The sequence below is a fragment of the Mesorhizobium sp. BH1-1-5 genome (assembly GCF_020165615.1).
In the GTDB taxonomy this organism is placed as follows: Bacteria; Pseudomonadota; Alphaproteobacteria; order Rhizobiales; family Rhizobiaceae; genus Mesorhizobium.
In genome coordinates this window covers 190,099-207,891 of sequence record NZ_JAIUIM010000006.1, presented here as the reverse complement: position 1 = coordinate 207,891, position 17,793 = coordinate 190,099, and the positions used below count along the sequence as shown (strand labels likewise).

At 64.3% G+C, this 17,793-nt stretch carries 17 protein-coding genes; 10 read left to right on the top strand and 7 right to left on the bottom strand.

Features of this window, described 5'->3' with window-relative positions; genetic code table 11:
- Window positions 1-25: 25 nt before the first annotated feature.
- Both LB572_RS10515 and LB572_RS10510 read left to right on the top strand, forming a co-directional pair.
- Window positions 26-490 carry a DUF1348 family protein gene (locus LB572_RS10515; RefSeq protein WP_140802056.1) on the top strand — a complete coding sequence of 155 codons (465 nt, stop codon included), beginning with the start codon at window positions 26-28 and terminating at the stop codon, window positions 488-490.
- Window positions 491-502: 12 nt separating this feature from the next.
- Complete coding sequence (locus tag LB572_RS10510; protein ID WP_140802055.1) at window positions 503-1,072, top strand: TetR/AcrR family transcriptional regulator; 570 nt, start codon at window positions 503-505, stop codon at window positions 1,070-1,072.
- Window positions 1,073-1,080: 8 nt separating this feature from the next.
- Here LB572_RS10510 and LB572_RS10505 read toward each other — a convergent pair whose 3' ends face one another.
- The 4 genes from LB572_RS10505 to LB572_RS10490 all read right to left on the bottom strand — a co-directional run bounded on the left by LB572_RS10505 (window position 1,081) and on the right by LB572_RS10490 (window position 5,814).
- Entirely contained in the window at window positions 1,081-1,890 is an 810-nt protein-coding gene (locus LB572_RS10505) for an MBL fold metallo-hydrolase (RefSeq protein ID WP_224667666.1), read from the bottom strand.
- 28 nt (window positions 1,891-1,918) lie between these two features.
- Window positions 1,919-2,764 (bottom strand): aldo/keto reductase, encoded by an 846-nt coding sequence (locus LB572_RS10500; protein ID WP_224667665.1) that lies wholly within the window; start codon window positions 2,762-2,764, stop codon window positions 1,919-1,921.
- 111 nt (window positions 2,765-2,875) lie between these two features.
- The gene (locus tag LB572_RS10495) at window positions 2,876-3,265 is read right to left on the bottom strand and encodes a DUF305 domain-containing protein (RefSeq protein ID WP_140802052.1); all 390 of its coding nucleotides are present in this window, start codon (window positions 3,263-3,265) and stop codon (window positions 2,876-2,878) included.
- Between the two features lie 41 nt (window positions 3,266-3,306).
- On the bottom strand, window positions 3,307-5,814 hold the full coding sequence (locus LB572_RS10490; RefSeq protein ID WP_224667664.1) for a heavy metal translocating P-type ATPase: 2,508 nt from the start codon (window positions 5,812-5,814) through the stop codon (window positions 3,307-3,309).
- Window positions 5,815-5,999: 185 nt separating this feature from the next.
- On the opposite strand from LB572_RS10490, the gene LB572_RS10485 reads away from it, so the two are divergent.
- The 5 genes from LB572_RS10485 (at window position 6,000) to LB572_RS10465 (ending at window position 13,117) form a co-directional block, all read left to right on the top strand.
- A complete protein-coding gene (locus LB572_RS10485; RefSeq protein ID WP_224667663.1) occupies window positions 6,000-8,801 on the top strand; it encodes a [protein-PII] uridylyltransferase in 2,802 nt (933 codons plus the stop codon).
- A gap of 40 nt (window positions 8,802-8,841) precedes the next feature.
- Window positions 8,842-10,446, top strand: coding sequence for a murein biosynthesis integral membrane protein MurJ (murJ, locus tag LB572_RS10480; RefSeq protein ID WP_224667662.1), 1,605 nt, complete (start codon window positions 8,842-8,844; stop codon window positions 10,444-10,446).
- Window positions 10,447-10,610: 164 nt separating this feature from the next.
- A complete protein-coding gene (gene trpS, locus LB572_RS10475) occupies window positions 10,611-11,678 on the top strand; it encodes a tryptophan--tRNA ligase (protein WP_224667661.1) in 1,068 nt (355 codons plus the stop codon).
- A 101-nt stretch (window positions 11,679-11,779) separates the two neighbouring features.
- A complete protein-coding gene (locus LB572_RS10470; RefSeq protein WP_140802047.1) occupies window positions 11,780-12,271 on the top strand; it encodes a universal stress protein in 492 nt (163 codons plus the stop codon).
- A 276-nt stretch (window positions 12,272-12,547) separates the two neighbouring features.
- A complete protein-coding gene (locus LB572_RS10465; RefSeq protein WP_140802046.1) occupies window positions 12,548-13,117 on the top strand; it encodes a NifU family protein in 570 nt (189 codons plus the stop codon).
- A 271-nt stretch (window positions 13,118-13,388) separates the two neighbouring features.
- Here LB572_RS10465 and LB572_RS10460 read toward each other — a convergent pair whose 3' ends face one another.
- On the bottom strand, window positions 13,389-14,006 hold the full coding sequence (locus LB572_RS10460; protein WP_140802045.1) for a L,D-transpeptidase: 618 nt from the start codon (window positions 14,004-14,006) through the stop codon (window positions 13,389-13,391).
- Between the two features lie 227 nt (window positions 14,007-14,233).
- Here LB572_RS10460 and cueR point away from each other — a divergent pair, with 227 nt between their 5' ends.
- Window positions 14,234-14,638: a Cu(I)-responsive transcriptional regulator gene (gene cueR / locus LB572_RS10455; protein ID WP_140802044.1), complete on the top strand. Its 405-nt coding sequence runs from the start codon at window positions 14,234-14,236 to the stop codon at window positions 14,636-14,638.
- A 12-nt stretch (window positions 14,639-14,650) separates the two neighbouring features.
- Here the strand turns inward: cueR and LB572_RS10450 are convergent, their stop codons facing one another.
- The gene (locus LB572_RS10450; protein ID WP_224667660.1) at window positions 14,651-15,616 is read right to left on the bottom strand and encodes a helix-turn-helix domain-containing protein; all 966 of its coding nucleotides are present in this window, start codon (window positions 15,614-15,616) and stop codon (window positions 14,651-14,653) included.
- Between the two features lie 271 nt (window positions 15,617-15,887).
- Here LB572_RS10450 and LB572_RS10445 point away from each other — a divergent pair, with 271 nt between their 5' ends.
- On the top strand, window positions 15,888-16,637 hold the full coding sequence (locus tag LB572_RS10445) for an outer membrane protein (RefSeq protein ID WP_224667659.1): 750 nt from the start codon (window positions 15,888-15,890) through the stop codon (window positions 16,635-16,637).
- A gap of 7 nt (window positions 16,638-16,644) precedes the next feature.
- On the opposite strand, the gene LB572_RS10440 is transcribed toward LB572_RS10445, so the two are convergent.
- Entirely contained in the window at window positions 16,645-17,115 is a 471-nt protein-coding gene (locus tag LB572_RS10440) for a nucleoside deaminase (RefSeq protein ID WP_224667658.1), read from the bottom strand.
- Window positions 17,116-17,281: 166 nt separating this feature from the next.
- Between LB572_RS10440 and LB572_RS10435 the strand changes: the two genes are divergently transcribed.
- The gene (locus tag LB572_RS10435) at window positions 17,282-17,503 is read left to right on the top strand and encodes a hypothetical protein (RefSeq protein ID WP_224667657.1); all 222 of its coding nucleotides are present in this window, start codon (window positions 17,282-17,284) and stop codon (window positions 17,501-17,503) included.
- The last annotated feature ends 290 nt before the right edge of the window (window positions 17,504-17,793 follow it).

The window sequence follows — 17,793 nt, the reverse complement described above, 5'->3', positions numbered from 1 at the left end:
ACGATCGAAACCGACAGGAGATTTCATGAGCCGCCCGCCATTGCCGCCCTTCACGGCCGAAACGGCAGCGCAAAAGGCGCGCCTTGCGGAGGACGCCTGGAACAGCCGCGACCCGGAACGGGTGTCGCTCGCCTATACCGAGGACAGCATCTGGCGGAACCGGGCCGAATTCGTCTCCGGCCGCGGCGAGATCGTCGGCTTCCTCCAGCGCAAATGGGCGCGCGAGCTGGACTATCGCCTGATCAAGGAGGTCTGGACCTGGAACGAGAACCGGATCGCGGTGCGCTTCGCCTATGAATGGCGCGACGACAGCGGGCATTGGTTCCGCTCCTACGGCAACGAGAACTGGGAATTCGACGAGGCAGGGCTGATGCGCCGACGCGTGGCGAGCATCAACGACCTGCCGATCACTGAAAGCGAGCGGAAATATCACTGGCCGCTCGGCCGCCGGCCGGACGACCATCCCGGCCTTTCCGAGCTCGGGCTCTAGAGGGCCGAGTGGATGCGGCGCATCGCGCCAGATCGCGACCAGCTGCTGGGGATCGTTGCCGAGGTGTTCCGCGAGCATGGCTATGAGGGCGCCAGCCTGACCCTGATCGGTGAGGCGACGGGGCTCGGCAAGGGAAGCCTCTACCACTTCTTTCCCGGCGGCAAGGAAGAGATGGCTCGGGCCGTCATTGCCCATATAGACGGCTGGTTCGAGGACAATGTCTTCGTGCCCTTGCGCGACGCCGTCGAGCCGCTGGCCGGGATCGGGCAGATGCTCGAGGCGACCGACAGCTATTTCCGCTCGGGGCGCCGGGTTTGCCTCATCGGAGCCTTCGCGCTCGATGAATCGCGCGCCCTCTTCGCCGGCCAGATCGGAAGCTATTTCGGCCGCTGGGTCGTGCATCTTGCCCGCGCTCTGGAGCGATCCGGACATCCACCGGGCGAAGCCAGCGAGTTGGCCGAGGAGGCCGTCGCCGCCATTCAGGGCGCACTCACGCTTGCCCGCGCCGCCAACGACCTCGATGTATTTTCGAGGGCCTTGCGCCGACAGCGGATGCGGCTTGGGCTGCCGGCCAAGATCTAGCCCGGCTCCTACAAACCTTCGAAGCGGAAACCCGTTTCGGTTCGGGAAACCCGGCCGACGCCGGGGGAATCGAGATGCGCGCCGGCAACGCACCAAGCGCTGTCGGCGGCAAGCGCCAAGATGCGCAGCCGGGTTGCCCGCGCCTGTTCCTGGTCGGCGTCGAATTCCCAAGTGATCTCAGGCCGGTCGAACTGGAGCGAGGGCACATGCACGAGGTCGCCCCAGACCAGCAATGTCTCGCCGCCGCTCGTGACACGAAAGCCGGTGTGGCCGATTTCGTGGCCAACAGCGGCGACCGCCTCGATGTTCGCGCTCTGGCGCTGTCCGGGGTTCGAAGGTTCTGCTCGATCATGGAAGCGGCTCAATCTCGCTACCGACCGAAACATGTCGAGCTCGGCTTGAGGGACAAGCAAGCGGGAGAGCTGCGGGAAGCCGTCGCGACCATCTGGAAGGACGAGCCCGTGGATATGGTCGAGATGGGTGTGGGTGAAGGCAACCGTACGTATCCGATCGACGGCGATCTTCGCCTCGCTCAGCGCCTGCGGCAGGAAGCCCATCGTCGGATGCCAGGCGTTCGAGGATCCCGTATCGATCAGCGTGATTGCTTCGCCGTCGTCGATGGCAAAGGCATTGACCGACAATCTGAGCGCGCCGTCGAAGAGCGGTACTTGCGACGGGAAATCGTCGCCGAAAGGCTTGTCTCCCGGCTGGCGCAGCCGCCGGACCGGCATATCGACATAACCGTCGCGCAGCGAGGTGACCTTGATGTCGCCGATCTTGTAGGTCGCGTGAAAGGGCCCGTCTGAAATTCGTTCCACGCTTGCTCTCTTTCAACCTAGGTTTCGGCTAGATCATCTCCAACCCGCGCTTGCGCGTCGGCGGCGGGAAGGCGCGGTCGAGATCGGCGATATCCTGCGCCGTCAGCTTGATGTCGAGCGCGGCGGCGTTCTGGCGGACATGTTCCTGCCGGCTAGCCTTCGGGATGGCGATGACACCTGGCTGCGCCATGACCCAGACAAGCGCGATCTGCGCCGCGGTGGCGTTGTGCCGGGCAGCGACTGCCTCGAGCCGGGCGTTGCGCGCCAGCGCGCCCTGCTCGACCGGCGAATAGGCCATAAGCGGAATGCCGCGCTCTGCACACCAGGGGGCCAGATCGAATTCCGGGCCGCGCCGCGACAGATTGTAGAGCACCTGGTTGGTCTGGACGTTGCCGCCATGCGGCAGGCCGACCAGATCCTCCATCTCGTCGGTGTCGAAATTGCTGACGCCCCAGTGGCGGATCTTGCCTTCGGCCTTCAGCGCCTCGAACGCCTCCACGGTTTCGGAGAGCGGCACGCTGCCTGGCCAGTGCAGCAGATAGAGATCGATGCGGTCGGTGGCGAGCCGTTTCAGGCTGTTCTCGCAAGCACGCTTCACGCCGGCGCGCGAGGCGTTGGAGGGCAGCACCTTGGAAACCAGGAAGGTCTCGTCGCGGCGCCCGGCGATGGCCTCCGCCACCACTTCCTCGGCACCGCCGCTGGCATACATCTCGGCGGTGTCGATCAGCGTGATGCCAAGGTCGAGTCCGAGTTTCAGCGCCGCGACTTCATCGGCGCGGCGGCGCCGGTCCTCACCCATCTTCCAGGTGCCTTGACCCAGCACCAGAACGGTTTCGCCCGATGGCAGCTTTAAGGTTCTGACGGATGACGGCATGGCTTGCTCCTCGTGCGGACGGATCGCAGCACAGCCCCGTTCTGAAATCCAGATCAAAGGCCGAAAATCCAAACCGAAGGGGCTCCTGGCCGGCCGGATTTCCCGCAGTGGCTACTTCACCGGATGCTTGGCGAGCCAGTCCTGCATTTCCTTGATCTCGGCTTCCTGCGCCGCGACGACGCCTTCGGCGAGCTTGCGGATTTCCGGGTCCTTGCCGTTGGCGATCACCACCTTGGCCATGTCGATGGCGCCCTGATGATGCGGGATCATGCCGCGGACGAAATCGACATCGGCATTGCCGGTGTATTTGATCATCATGTCCTTGTGCATCTTCTTCATCGCCGCCTCGTAGCCGACGGTGGCCGGGCTCTGGGCGCCCATCGCCATCTTGGACATGTCGTGCTTCATCTCCTCCGACGAGGCCGGCACGCTTTCGAGGAAGACGGCAAGCAGCATTCCGGCGGCCATCAGCAGCAGCACGATTTTCTTGGCCAGGGTCATTCAGGTCTCCTTCTGTTGGATTTCGTATCTGGGTGTTTTGCTCAGAGTTTCAACGTTCTCAGCCGCAGCGCGTTGCCGATCACCGATACCGACGACAGGCTCATCGCCGCAGCCGCGAGCATCGGCGACAGCAGCGTGCCGGTGAGCGGGTAGAGCACGCCGGCCGCGACTGGCACGCCGAGCACGTTGTAGAGGAAGGCGAAAAACAGGTTCTGGCGGATGTTGAGGATCGTCGCCTGGGCGAGCGTGCGGGCCCTGACGATGCCGTTGAGATCGCCCTTGACCAGCGTGATGCCGGCGCTTTCGACCGCGACATCGGCGCCGGTGCCCATGGCGATGCCGACATCGGCGCTGGCCAAGGCCGGCGCGTCGTTGACGCCGTCGCCGGCCATCGCAACGACAGCGCCTTGGCCGCGCAGTTCTGCCACCAGCGCGCTTTTGCCGTCCGGCAGCAGGCCGGCACGGATCTCGTCAATGCCCAGCCTGCCGGCGATGGCTTTCGCGGTGCGCTCGTTGTCGCCCGTCGCCATGATGATGCGCAGGCCCTTGTCATGCAGCGCCTTGATCGCCTCGGCCGTCGTCGCTTTCACGGGATCGGCCACGGCGACCAAGCCGGCGAAGCTGCCGTCGACAGCCACGAACATGGCCGTCTTGCCGTCGGCCTGCAGCGCCCCGGCACTGGCCGCCGGCGCCTCCATGCCGAGATCCGCCATCATCGCCGCATTGCCGAGCGCGACCTTCCGGCCCGACACCGTGCCCGAAACGCCCTTGCCGGTGACGGCTTCGAAATCGACGGCATCGGCGAGCTTCAGACCGCGCGCGATGGCGCCCTCGACGATCGCCTCGGCCAGCGGATGCTCCGAACCCTTTTCGAGCGCGGCGGCGAGGCCGAGCAGCTCATTCTCCTCGATGCCGCCGGCCGCGACGACATCGGTGAGCCTGGGCTTGCCCTCAGTCAACGTGCCGGTCTTGTCGACGATCAGCGTGTCGACGGCGGCGAAACGTTCCAGCGCCGCGGCCTCCTTGATCAGCACGCCGGCATGCGCGCCGCGCCCGGTCGCGGTCATGATCGACATCGGCGTCGCGAGACCAAGCGCGCAAGGGCAAGCGATGATCAGCACCGACACTGCCGAGACGATGGCGAAGATCAGGCTCGGCTCGGAGCCGACGGCCGCCCAGGCAATGAAAGCGATGACCGCGACCAGCACGACGGCTGGAACGAAATAGAAGGACACGCGGTCGGCCAGCCCCTGGATCGGCGCGCGCGAGCGCTGCGCCTTGGCGACCAGCTCGACGATGCGCGACAGCGTGGTTTCGGCGCCGACCTTCTCGGCTCGCATGACCAGCGAGCCTTGTCTGTTCAGCGTGCCGCCGGTAAGCGCATCGCCTTGCGTCTTCTCGACCGGCAGCGGCTCGCCGGTGATCATGGATTCGTCGATCGCCGAGCGTCCCTCCAGCACGGTGCCGTCGACTGGCACCGCGTCGCCAGGGCGGATGCGAAGCCGATCTCCGGTCTTGACGCTGTCGAGCGGCACGTCCTTCTCGGAGCCGTCGGCGCCGATCAGCCTCGCTGTCTTCGGCGCAAGGTCGAGCAGGGCGCGGATGGCCGAGCCGGTGCGCTCGCGGGCTCTGAGTTCCAGCACCTGGCCGAGGAAGACCAGCGCGACGATGACGGCGGCGGCCTCGAAATAGACCGGGACGGCGCCGTCATGACCGCGGAACTGATGCGGGAAGACATCCGGGAACAGCGTCGCGACGAGGCTGAAGAGATAGGCGGCACCCACACCCAGCGAAATCAGCGTCCACATATTTGGGCTGCGGTTAAGGATCGATTCCCAGCCGCGATGGAAGAACGGAAACGCCGCCCACAACACCACGGGGCTCGCCAGAGCCAGCTCCACCCAGGTCTTGGTGCGGCCGTCGACGAGGTTTTCGAAGCTGAAACCCAGCATCGGCGCCATGGCGACGATCAGCAGCGGCAGGGAGAGCGCAGCGCTGACCCAGAACCGGCGTGTGAAATCGACGAGCTCGGGGTTAGGGCCTTCGTCGCCGGTCGGAACGCCCATCGGTTCCAGCGCCATGCCGCAGATCGGGCAGGAGCCGGGCTTGTCGCGGACGATCTCGGGATGCATCGGACAGGTGTATTGGGTGCCCTTCGGCATCGGCTGCGGCTCGGGCCGCCCGGCAAGGTATTTTGCCGGCTCCGCCTCGAACTTGCCCTTGCAGCCCGCCGAACAGAAGTAGAAGCCCTGCCCTTCGTGGCGAACGAAGTGCTTGGCGCTCGCGCGGTCGACATTCATTCCGCAGACGGGGTCGGTGGCCGCAAGATATGCTTGAGGCTCGGCCTGGAATTTCGTCCGGCAGCGTTCGCTGCAGAAATGAAACGTCCGGCCGCCGTGCTCGGCCGTCGGCTTGCCGCCCGCCGGATCGACCATCATCCCGCAGACAGGATCGCGAATCACTGCATCGGCGGCAGGCGCGGCATCCTTGGCGGAACAGCAGGCTCCGCCATGCTTATGACGGTGATGGTGGTGGTCGGAATGGCTCATGACAACGCCTCAAATTTTCGAACTTGAGGCGGAGGTAGTCCTTCCAGCTACTGGAAGGTCAAGGGGCGGTTCGGATTTTTAGACTTTCGCCTTTCAGTTGCCCATAGCGTCTATCGCATACGACTGGAAACGTGGCGGCCCGCCCCATACACAGCGCCGCGAAAACAGGCTATAGACGCCGCCGAATGGCAAAGATCTCCCTGAAACTCGACGAAATGATCGATGGCGACGCGCTGCGCCGCGATCTGACCGCGCTGACGGCGGCAAGCGCCGGCGACGGCTCGGGGGCCGCTGTTCGCGCGGCCGTCCTCCAATTGCTCAAGGGCAGGATGGCGGAAGGACGAAAGATCGCCGAGGCCATGCTTATGCAGGATGGCGGCGGCAATGCCTGCGCCGAGCGGCTCTCGCATCTGATGGATGAGCTGATCCGGGCGCTCTATGATTTCGCCGCCACCCATGTCTACCGGGTCAAGAACCGGTCGGCGGCCGAGCGCATGGCTGTCGTGGCCGTCGGCGGCTATGGCCGCGGCACGCTGGCGCCGGGCTCCGACATCGATCTCCTGTTCCTGCTGCCCTACAAGCAGACGCCTTGGGGCGAGCAGATCGTCGAATACATGCTCTACATGCTGTGGGACATGGGGCTGAAGGTCGGCCACGCCACCCGCAACATCGACGAGTGCCTCAGGCTCTCGCGCGGCGACATCACCATCCGCACCTCTATCCTGGAAGCGCGATACCTGTGGGGCGAACGCAAGCTCTATGACGAGTTGCTCACCCGCTTCGACCATGAGGTGGTGCGCACGACCGGGCCGGAATATGTGCAGGCCAAGCTTGCCGAGCGCGACGATCGCCACGCCAAGGCCGGCGAAAGCCGCTATCTGGTCGAACCCAACGTCAAGGACGGCAAGGGCGGGCTGCGCGACCTGCAGACGCTGTTCTGGATCGGCAAATATTTCTACCGCGTGCGCACCGGCGAGGAGCTGGTCGAGAAGGGCGTCTTCACCGAGGCCGAATATCGCGAGTTCCAGAAGGCCGAGGATTTTCTCTGGGCGGTACGCTGCCACATGCATTTCCTCACCGGCAAGGCGGAGGAGCGGCTGCATTTCGACATCCAGCGCGAGATCGCCGAGCGGCTCGGCTACACCACGCATCCCGGCCTGTCGGCCGTCGAGCGCTTCATGAAGCACTATTTCCTCGTCGCCAAGGATGTCGGCGACCTGACCCGCATCTTCTGTGCGGCGCTCGAGGAAGAGCAGGCCAAGCACGTGCCCGGCTTCAACCGTATCTTCCTCACCTTCCAGCGGCGCAAGCGCAAGCTTGCCGGTACGTCCGATTTCATCGTCGATAACCACCGCATCAACATCGCCGAAGACAGCGTGTTCGAGCGCGATCCGGTCAACCTGCTCAGGTTGTTCTGGTTCGCCGACAAGCATGGGCTGGAGTTCCATCCCGATGCGCTGAAGCTGCTCACCCGCTCGCTCGGCCTGGTCAACAAGTCGCTGCGGCGCGACGAGGAAGCCAACCGGCTGTTCCTCGACATCCTGACGTCGGACCGTAACGCCGAGCTCAATCTCAGGCGCATGAACGAGGCGGGGCTGCTCGGCAGGCTAATCCCCGACTTCGGCAAGATCGTCGCCATGATGCAATTCTCGATGTACCACCACTACACGGTGGACGAGCATCTGATCCGCTGCATCGGCGTTTTGGCCGAAATCGAGCGCGGCGACGGCGCGAAAGTGCATCCGCTGTCGCATTCGCTGATGCCGGGACTGAAGAAGAGCCGCGAGGCGCTTTATGTCGCGGTGCTTTTGCACGACATCGCCAAGGGCCGGCCGGAGGATCACTCGGAAGCGGGTGCCAGGATTGCCCGGCGCATCTGTCCCCATATGGGGCTGTCAGCGGCCGATACCGAGACGGTCGCCTGGCTGGTCGAGAACCACCTCGTGATGTCGATGACGGCGCAGACGCGCGACCTCAACGACCGCAAGACCATCGAGGATTTCGCCTCGATCGTGCAGTCGGTCGAGCGGCTGAAGCTGCTTTTGATCCTCACCGTCTGCGACATCAGGGGCGTCGGACCAGGTGTGTGGAACGGCTGGAAGGGCCAGTTGCTGCGCACGCTTTATTTCGAGACCGAATTGTTGCTGACCGGCGGCTTCTCGGAAGTCTCGCGCGCCGAGCGCACGACGGCGGCGCGCGAGCGGCTGGCCGAGGCGCTGTCTGCCTGGCCGGCGAAGGAGCGCAAGCGCTATGTCGCGCAGCATTACGAGAACTACCTCTTGACCGTCGACCTGTCCGACCAGTTGCGCCATGCCGAATTCGTCCGCGAGGCGGATGCGGCCGGCAAGAAGCTCGCCACCATGGTCAAGACGCATGAGTTCGAAGCGGTGACCGAGATCACCGTGCTGGCGCCGGACCATCCGCGCCTGCTTTCGATCATCGCAGGGGCCTGTGCCGCGGCCGGCGGCAACATCGTCGACGCGCAGATCTTCACCACCTCGGACGGGCGCGCGCTGGACACCATCCTGATCTCCCGGGAGTTCGACCTCGACGAGGACGAACGCCGCCGCGCCGAGCGCGTCGGCCGGTTGATCGAGGACGTGCTGTCCGGCAAGAGCTGGCTGCCCGAGATGATCGAGAAACGCACCAAGCCGAAGCGCGGGGCCAAGGCGTTCCGCATTCCGCCGCGCGCCGAAATCCGCAACACGCTGTCGAACCGCTTCTCGGTGATCGAGGTCGAGGGACTGGACCGGCCGGGGCTGCTCTCCGAGATCACCGGGACGCTGTCCGACCTGTCGCTCGACATCGCCTCGGCGCATATCACCACCTTCGGCGAGAAGGTCATCGACACGTTCTACGTCACCGACCTCACCGGCCAGAAGATCGACAGCCCGACGCGCACCGCCGCCATCCACAAGCGGCTAATCGATACGCTGGAAGGCAATTCGTCCGAACGCAACGGCAGGGCCAAGGCGGCGGCCGAGTGACCATCCATTTGACGCAATTTTTCTGGCAGTCGTCCCCAGCATGAGCCTAGTCAAGAAATTCGCCACCGTCGCCTCCGGCACGCTGATGAGCCGCGCGCTGGGCTTCGGCCGTGAGATGCTGATGGCGGCGGCGCTCGGCACCGGGCCGGTCGCCGACGCCTTCAATGCCGCCTTCCAGCTCCCCAACACCTTCCGCCGGCTGTTCGCCGAAGGCGCCTTCAACGCCGCCTTCGTGCCGCTGTTCGCCAAGGAGATCGAACAGCACGGCACGGAGGGAGCCAAGCGCTTCTCGGAGGAGGTTTTCGGGGTTCTGTTCTCGGTGCTGCTGGCGCTCACCGTCCTCATGGAACTGGCGATGCCGCTGATCGTCCGCTACCTGGTGGCGCCGGGCTTTGCCAGCACGCCGGGCAAGTTCGAGACGACCGTCACGCTTGCGACGATCATGTTTCCCTATCTGATCTGCATGTCGCTCGGCGCCATGATGGCGGGCATGCTGAACTCGCTGCGCCGCTATTTCGCCGCGGCGATCGCACCCGCCTTCCTCAACATCATCCTGATCAGCGTGCTCGCCTATGCCTGGTATCATGGGCTGGACGCGCATGATGTCGGCTTCGGGCTGTCCTGGGGCGTGCTGGCGGCGGGCATCGTTCAGTTGGCGATCGTGTGGGTGGCAGTGCGCTATGCCGGCATCTCGATCGGCTTCCGCCGGCCGAAGATGACGCCGAACGTCAAGCGGCTCCTGGTCCTGGCGCTGCCGGCGGCGATCACCGGCGGCATCACCCAGATCAACCAGCTGATCGGCACGGCGATCGCCTCGGGTCAGAACAGCGCCGTGTCGTCGCTCGCCTATGCCGACCGCATCTACCAGCTGCCGCTCGGCGTCGTCGGCGTTGCGGTCGCCATCGTGCTGTTGCCGGAGCTGTCGCGGGCGCTGAAATCGGGCAATCTGATCGAAGCCGCCAACCTGCAGAACCGGTCGGTCGAGTTCACCTTGTTCATAACGCTGCCGGCGGCGGCGGCGCTGTGGGTGATGTCGGAACCGATCGTGCGGCTGGTCTATGAGCGCGGCGCCTTCGCCGCCAACCACTCGACGCCGGTCGTCGCCTCCATCCTGGCGGTCTTCGGCCTCGGCCTGCCTGCCTTCGTGTTGATCAAGGCCTTCACGCCGGGCTATTTCGCGCGCGAGGACACGCGCACGCCGATGATCTTCGCCGCCATCTCCGTCGGCGTGAATGTCGCAACGGCGCTGACCTTGTTCCCGTCGATGGGCGCTCCGGGCATCGCGGTGGCGTCGGCCGTCGCGGGCTGGGTCAACGCGCTGATGCTGCTCGCCATGCTGATCAGGCGCGGTCATTGGGGCCGCGACATCCCCCTGCTGAAGCGCATCCCGAGGCTGGTGCTGTCGGCTGTGATCATGGCCGTTGCGCTCTACTTCGCCGAGCGCCATTTTGCCACGCAGATCGGACCGGGTTCACCGCTGGCGGTGAAGGCGACGACCGTGCTTGCGCTCGTTGCCGGGGGAGCGGCGCTCTACTTCATCGCCGCCTTCGGCACCGGCGGCGCCGATTTCGGCATGATCCGCCGGAACGTGAAGCGAGGCGAGGCAAAGGCCGCGCCGGCGTCCAAGCCCAATCTCGACGAATAGTCAGCCTGCCACCTCGCCTGTCGTCGGTACTTGCTCCCGCCCTCGGGTTGGTCCATAAGCCCGCCGTCGAAAGACTTTCGCCGCGCGCGGTCTCCAGCCGCATGATTGGCTCCAAACTTTTTGGAATCATGCTTATACGGCCCTCCACAAGCCATGAGGAACTCATGTCCGCCTTCAAGCCACTCGTCTTTTCTGGCGTCCAGCCGACCGGCAACCTGCATCTCGGCAATTATCTCGGCGCCATCAAGAAATTCGTCGCCCTCCAGGAACAGTCCGACTGCATCTACTGCGTCGTCGACCTGCATTCGCTGACGGCGCAGCTCGTCCATCAGGATCTCGGCGACCAGACGCGCTCGATCACCGCGGCGTTCCTCGCCTCCGGCATCGACCCCAAGAAGCACATCGTCTTCAACCAGTCGCGGGTCATGCAGCATGCCGAGCTGGCCTGGATCTTCAACTGCGTGGCGCGCATCGGCTGGATGAACAAGATGACGCAATTCAAGGACAAGGCTGGAAAGGACCGCGAGAACGCTTCGCTCGGCCTGCTCGCCTATCCGAGCCTGATGGCCGCCGACATCCTGCTCTATCGCGCCACCCATGTGCCGGTGGGCGAGGACCAGAAGCAGCATCTGGAGCTCACCCGCGACATCGCGCAAAAATTCAACAACGACTTCTCCGACAGGATCGCGGCGCTCGGCGTCGGCGTCGAGATGAGGATAGGCGAAGAGACGGTGAACGGCTATTTCCCGATCACCGAACCGGTCATCGGCGGTCCGGCGGCGCGTATCATGAGCCTGCGCGACGGCTCGAAGAAGATGTCGAAGTCGGACCCGTCGGACCTGTCGCGCATCAACCTGACGGACGATGCCGATACGATCTCGAAGAAGATCCGCAAGGCCAAGACCGACCCGGAAGCCTTGCCGAGCGAGATAGACGGCTTGGAAAGCCGGCCTGAGGCCGAAAACCTCGTCGGCATCTATGCCGGCCTCGCCGAGATCTCGAAGGAAGACGTGCTGAAGGAATATGGCGGCCAGCAGTTCTCCGTGTTCAAGCCGGCTTTGGCCGACCTTGCCGTGGAGAAGCTGGCGCCGATCGCTTCCGAGATGCGCCGCATCGAGGGTGATCGCGCCTATGTCGACGCCGTGCTCAAGGATGGCGGCGACCGCGCCCGGGCGATTGCCGAACGCACGATGAAGACGGTGCGCGACATCATCGGCCTGTTGCAGGACTGATCCTTCTGTCCCGCTAAACTCAATCGCCATACGGGCCGGCGGCTTGCCGCCGCCCCGTGGCGGTGGCAGATTGCGGCCGAATTGATACCGAGCAGATAGAGATGGTCTCCAAACGCCTCAGCCGCGAAGCCGGGCATCGTAGAAAATTTCTGGCGATCATCGACGATACGCCGGAATGCGAGCGCGCAGTCGCTTACGCCTCGAAACGGGCGCAGCATACCAGCGGCGTGCTGGTGCTGCTCTACGTCATCGAGCCGGACGATTTCCAGCACTGGCTGGGCGTGGAAAAGATCATGCGCGAGGAAGCCACGGCGACAGCCCGCGCAGCGCTCGACGGCTACGCCAACAAGGTGCGTCAGCATGTCGGGATCGAGCCGGAGCTGGTGGTGCGCGAAGGCAAGCCCACGGAAGAAATCCACAAGCTGATCGAGGACGACCAGGACATAGCCATCCTGGTGCTGGCGGCTGGCGCCGGCAAGGAAGGCCCCGGGCCGCTGGTCGGCGCGGTGGCCGGCAAGGGCGCCGCTTTCCCAATCCCGGTCACGGTGGTGCCGCAGAATCTGTCGGATGAGGAGATCGACAGCTTAGCCTGAGATGTGCTGATATTCAGGTGAGGCCGGCCTGCGAACGGCGGTTTCCTGCGCTTCCGGTGCTCACGTACTTCGAAGTACGCTCCGCTCCGGTTCTCGAAACCACCGTTCTCGACTCGGCCTGACCTGAATCTCAATACATCTCAAGTGGATGAGGGGTCGAAAAAACATTCCGCCAGCCAGCCGTTCCTAGCGACGCGTTTCGCTTGAATGTCCAGCCGATAGAGCCTATTTAGAATTATTCCAAACTATCGGCCCGCGAAGGGCCTGGAGATACCCATGTTCATCCAGACCGAATCGACGCCGAACCCGGCGACGCTGAAATTCCTGCCGGGCAAGGAAGTGCTGCGCGAAGGCACGGCCGATTTCCGCAACGCCGAAGCCGCGGCTGAGGCTTCGCCGCTGGCCGGCCGTCTGTTCGAGATCCCGGGCGTCACCGGCGTTTTCTTCGGCTATGATTTCATCACCGTGACCAAGGACGGCCCGGACTGGCAGCACCTGAAGCCGGCGATCCTCGGCGCCATCATGGAGCACTTCATGTCCGGCGCGCCGGTCATGGCCTCGACCGCTCCGACGAGCGACGTCGGCGAGACCGGCGAGTTCTACGACAAGGCAGACGAAGAGCTGGTGCTGACCATCAAGGAACTGCTCGACACGCGTGTGCGCCCGGCGGTCGCCCAGGATGGCGGCGACATCACCTTCCGCGGCTTCGAGAACGGCACCGTGTTCCTGCATATGAAGGGCGCCTGCGCCGGTTGCCCGTCCTCGACGGCGACGCTGAAGCATGGCATCCAGAACCTGCTTCGCCACTTCGTTCCGGAGGTCCAGCAGGTCGAGCAGGTCGCCTGACGCCCATTGATAGTTCTACCCCGCTGACCATCTGGCTCGGTTTTCTGCGCTTCCGGTGCTCACGTACTTAAAGTACGCTCCGCTCCGGTTCTCGAAAACCAAGCCATATGGATTCAGCAAGGCGAACTCTCGAAAGGGCGTCGCGCCGCGATATTCCAGCAAACCACAAAAACAAAAAACCGGGCCCCAACAGCCCGGTTTTCTGTTCTTGGACGTCTTGTTGTTGCCTAGACGGTCCGCTTGCGAAAGCTTTTGGCCTCGGCCTTCGTGATCACATCACGATGACTTTGGCGCCGACCGACGTGCGGTCGTAGAGGTCGATAATGTCCTGGTTCATCAACCGGATGCAGCCCGACGACATCGCCTTGCCGATCGAGAACCATTCCGGGCTGCCATGCAGGCGGTAGCCCATGTCGCCGCCCTTGTTGAAGAGATACATGGCACGCGCGCCGAGCGGGTTCTTCAGGCCCGGCTCCATGCCACCGGCGAACTTGGCGAGCTCGGGCTGGCGCTTGATCATCTGCGAAGGCGGCGTCCAGGTCGGCCATTCGCGCTTCAGCGCGATATGGGCTGTGCCGTGCCACTCGAAACCCTCGCGGCCGACGCCGATGCCATAGCGCATCGCCATGCCGTCGCCCTCGATGAAATAGAGGAACTTGTTCTGTGTATCGACGATGATGGTGCCCGGCTTCTCCGAAGAATCATACCGCACTTCCTGGCGGTGGTACCTGGCGGGGACCTTCTCGATCGGGATGCGCGGCAGCTGATAACCGGCATCGGTCATCGCGCCATAGTTGTTGGTGAACATTTGCCCACCGATGGTGCTGCACCCGCTGATCGCGGTCGACAGCGCAAGAGCGGCGAGGATTGCAAATGACTTCAAGCGCATGAATAGGTCCGACGCCCCGTCTCTATGGCAGCGGCACGAGTCGGCCGCCTTCTTGCCATCATTCATGCTGGCATTTCTTTTGCTTGCCAAGCGCGCACTGCCTATATGCAAGACCTTACGTGCCGGTAAGTGCCGAACTGCGGCATTTCCGCAACAGGCCTCACGGGATTGTGAAGCAAAATCAATGAGGCGGCTCAGAGAGCCGCCTGGAATTCGAGGAGAGCGCCATGAATGTCGGAGATGCCGCCGAGCGTTCCGGCCTGCCGGCCAAGACCATCCGCTACTATGAGGAGATCGGATTGATCCGTCCGGCGCGGGCCGGGAACGGCTATCGCGATTACTCCGGCGAGGACATCCACCGGCTTGCCTTCCTGCGCCGCGCGCGCAACCTCGGCTTCTCAATCGACGATTGCAGGCAGCTGATGGCGCTCTATCAGGACCGCGACCGCGCCAGCCACGACGTGCGCGAGATCGCCGCCGCCCATGTCAGGGCGATCGAGGAGAAGGTGCGCGAATTGCAGTCGATGCGCTCGACGCTGCAGACACTGATCCACGCCTGCCACGGCGACCACCGGCCGGACTGCCCGATCCTGGACGATATGGCTGGCGCGGTGGACCAGCTCTCCGCCTGACAGGCCCCCGCCCTACCCGCCGCGATATTGCGTGGGCGAAGCGCCGAACCGAACCCGGAACCGCCGGTTGAAATAGGACACGTCGTTGAACCCCGCGGCGAGCGCGATGTCGCTCACCCTCGTGGCGTCGTTGCGGATATCCGACAGCATGGCAGATGCCTTCTGCAGGCGCAGCTCCAGCACGCGTTCGGCAAAGGTGCGGCCGCTCTCCAGCAGAAGCGTGTTGAGATAGCGACGCGACAGACCGATCGCGCGGGCGACCATCTCCGTCGACAGCGCCGGGTCGGCAAAACGCGCCTCGATCACCGCCACGGCTTCGCGAAGCCGTGCCGCGCGCAGCCCGCGGCCGGTCGCGATTTCCGCGGCGTCGCCCATGGCCCCCAGCGCCAGCACGATCAGGTCGGCCAGCGCCGTCCCGGCCTGCCGCGAAAGCGCCGGCTCTCCGTCCAGCTCCTCGGATTGCAGCAGGAAGTCGATCGTGCGTTCCAGATGCCGGACGGCGGGGTTTGCCGGGTCGAGCCGCGTCACCGGGCGGTCGTCGGCATGCGGCACCATGCTGAGCAGCGAGGCGCGAGGGATGGAGGCCAGCACCCAGGCGGTCACGCCGTCGGTGAAACTGCGGCAGGGCTGGGCGACGTTGTAGGCGATGCCGTTGCCGCGCAGCAGCGACAGATCGCAATCGGCGACCGACCAGACCTGCGGCTTGGGGCTGCGGTAAAACCCCACGAAGATATCGTCGCGATCGTTGGCTACATGCCGGCGCGTGCGCACATAGTACTCGGTCGTGGTCTCGAACAGGCCGACGCGGAGGTCGCCGAGGAAGCGCATCTTCGTCGCCGTTGCGAAGCGCTTGTCCTCGGCATGCCTGATCTCGGCCGCGCCGAGCTGCTCCATCCACATGTCGCGCCAGAGGCGAAAGCGATCCTTGTCGCTCAGATGCGCTGGCAGGCTGTCCGACGAAAAATCGATCTTCTGCATTGGCGGAAATCTGTTTGCCCCGTGCTCAGCCTAGCACGGCCATCGCGGCGCGGATCGGCCAAAAAGAAACGATCCGGCTCGCCAGTCCAATTCCAGAGCCATCCGGTCCAAGCCGCGATCATTTGGATCGGTATTCGTTGCAGCCGCGCCACATTCCCGATCGATTTCAAACCACGCCCGCCCATCCAATGCCGGAGCCCGCCGGTCCAAGACGGCAGCCGCGAAATCAGCCATGGCTGCACGTGCCAGGATCAACTTCGAGGACTTTTGCATGAGAGCTTTGCGCGCGGCCGGTATCGTCATCGTGAGCATGTTGCCGCCGGCGGCATCGGCGGCCGACATGAATGCCGCGGGGCAAGCGCCGGCCCGGGACTGGAGCGGGTTCTATCTTTCGGCCGGCGGCGGGTTCGGATGGTGGAGCGCCGACCAGTACACCGATTTCGGAGGCTTTCCCGCGCCCGGACCATCCGAGCAGACCACAGGGAGCGGCGGCTTTGCCACTGTGGGCGGCGGCTATGACTGGCAATTTGCCCCTTCCTGGCTGGCCGGCGCCTTCGCCGACGCTCAGTTCGGCGACATCCGGGGCACGATCCGGGCGCCCTTCGAGCAATATTCCGGCACCACGAGCAACAGGCTGAACCTTGCCGCGGGACTTCGCCTCGGCGTGCTGGCAACGCCGGACGTGCTGATCTATGCCAATGGCGGCTACAGCCACGCCGAGTTCACGGGATCCGGCCTCGACCCGACACCGCTCGTGCCCTTGAGCGTTGCCGGACAACATTATGACGGCTGGTTCGTCGGCGGCGGCGTCGAAAACACGCTCGACTTCACGGGCATCGCTTCACCGGGCTGGTTCATGAAGACCGAATACCGCTTCGCCGACTACGGCCGCAAAAGCGCCGGCATGTATGTCGATGCCACCGGAGCCCCGGACAGCGCCATCGCCTTCAAGCCGAAAGTGCAGACGCTCTCGTTCTCGCTCGTCTATCGGTTCAACGAGGCGGGAAACACCCGCTTCTGAGACCGCGTCAGCGCTTCCAGAAATCGCGGTGCGGGGCGAGCAGTTCGTCCGCGATTTCGGGAAAGGGGCCGAAGACCTCGATCTTCTTCTGGCCGGAGGCGAAGACGGTGCGCGAGGTGAGGTTCATCGTCGGATTCTCCGCGTGATCCCCGGTGAGCGCCAGGAGATCCGTCTCCTCGTAGCCGTAGACCAGCCGCCCGATGTTGGCCCAATACATCGTGCCGGCGCACATCGCGCAGGGCTCGCCGGTCGTGACCAGCGTGCATCGCCACAGGAACTGAGGCGCATAGGCCGCCGCGGCGCGACGGGCGAGCTCGGTCTCGGCATGGCGCACCGTGTCGAGATTGCCCTGCCGCATCAGAACCTGGTCGTCCGGCCCGACCAGGACGCAACCGAACGGATGATGCCCATGCGCCGCCGCCTCGCGCGCGACGGCGTCGGCGGACCGGAGGTGGGCAAGCATCTGATCGCGGGTCATGGGGAAATCCCCTCACGGCGAGATTGCTGCCGAGGGATATGATTAGCAAGGGCTAATCTCCTTGCCCATCGTTTCGAGTATTCCGCGCGCCATGATCCTCTATCGGATCTGCTTGTAGAGGCCGGATCGCGCTGGCTTTTGTCCGCCTTCGTCGCCATCATGGGCCATGGGCATCCAGGAAGACATCGAACGGGTCGAGCAGCACATCCGCGAGATCGAGCAGCGGATCGAGCACCAGCGCGCGGTCATCACCCAGGCGGAAGAAAACGGCTTGCCGACCGACGGCCCGCGCAACTTCCTGTGGTTCCTGAAGGAGACATTGAGCCTGAGCCGCGACCACTTGGCGAGGCTTCTGGCGGATGAATTTCGAGCGGGGAACCCACAGTAAGGGTGCTGCGTTCTTCTGGTGGCTGGGCCGAGTCGAGATTAGACCCCTTGGCGCTCTTGCCGCTCCCGGTGGATCCAGAGCGGCACGGTAATCATACCGAACACGATCACGGTCAACCCGACCCAATAGGTAAATGGGTCATGGGCTCGCTCTACAGCGTGATCCTTGAAAAGAATCCGGCCCGTCCAAAGGGACTGGGCAACCAAAAAGACTAGAGCCAACTCCATAGCGAGCATACCGGCTCTCATCATAAGCTTGCTGGGCTTCCTCATGCGACTTTTGTATCAGCG

Bases quoted from the DNA above. Each gene is read 5' to 3' on its own strand.
- LB572_RS10460 (WP_140802045.1), bottom strand. From the start codon at position 14,006: ATGCGCTTGAAGTCATTTGCAATCCTCGCCGCTCTTGCGCTGTCGACC.
- LB572_RS10490 (WP_224667664.1), bottom strand. From the start codon at position 5,814: ATGAGCCATTCCGACCACCACCATCACCGTCATAAGCATGGCGGAGCC.
- cueR (WP_140802044.1), top strand. From the start codon at position 14,234: ATGAATGTCGGAGATGCCGCCGAGCGTTCCGGCCTGCCGGCCAAGACC.
- LB572_RS10470 (WP_140802047.1), top strand. From the start codon at position 11,780: ATGGTCTCCAAACGCCTCAGCCGCGAAGCCGGGCATCGTAGAAAATTT.
- LB572_RS10465 (WP_140802046.1), top strand. From the start codon at position 12,548: ATGTTCATCCAGACCGAATCGACGCCGAACCCGGCGACGCTGAAATTC.
- LB572_RS10440 (WP_224667658.1), bottom strand. From the start codon at position 17,115: ATGACCCGCGATCAGATGCTTGCCCACCTCCGGTCCGCCGACGCCGTC.
- LB572_RS10450 (WP_224667660.1), bottom strand. From the start codon at position 15,616: ATGCAGAAGATCGATTTTTCGTCGGACAGCCTGCCAGCGCATCTGAGC.
- LB572_RS10485 (WP_224667663.1), top strand. From the start codon at position 6,000: ATGGCAAAGATCTCCCTGAAACTCGACGAAATGATCGATGGCGACGCG.
- trpS (WP_224667661.1), top strand. From the start codon at position 10,611: ATGTCCGCCTTCAAGCCACTCGTCTTTTCTGGCGTCCAGCCGACCGGC.
- LB572_RS10495 (WP_140802052.1), bottom strand. From the start codon at position 3,265: ATGACCCTGGCCAAGAAAATCGTGCTGCTGCTGATGGCCGCCGGAATG.
- LB572_RS10445 (WP_224667659.1), top strand. From the start codon at position 15,888: ATGAGAGCTTTGCGCGCGGCCGGTATCGTCATCGTGAGCATGTTGCCG.
- murJ (WP_224667662.1), top strand. From the start codon at position 8,842: ATGAGCCTAGTCAAGAAATTCGCCACCGTCGCCTCCGGCACGCTGATG.
- LB572_RS10500 (WP_224667665.1), bottom strand. From the start codon at position 2,764: ATGCCGTCATCCGTCAGAACCTTAAAGCTGCCATCGGGCGAAACCGTT.
- LB572_RS10435 (WP_224667657.1), top strand. From the start codon at position 17,282: ATGGGCATCCAGGAAGACATCGAACGGGTCGAGCAGCACATCCGCGAG.
- LB572_RS10515 (WP_140802056.1), top strand. From the start codon at position 26: ATGAGCCGCCCGCCATTGCCGCCCTTCACGGCCGAAACGGCAGCGCAA.
- LB572_RS10510 (WP_140802055.1), top strand. From the start codon at position 503: ATGCGGCGCATCGCGCCAGATCGCGACCAGCTGCTGGGGATCGTTGCC.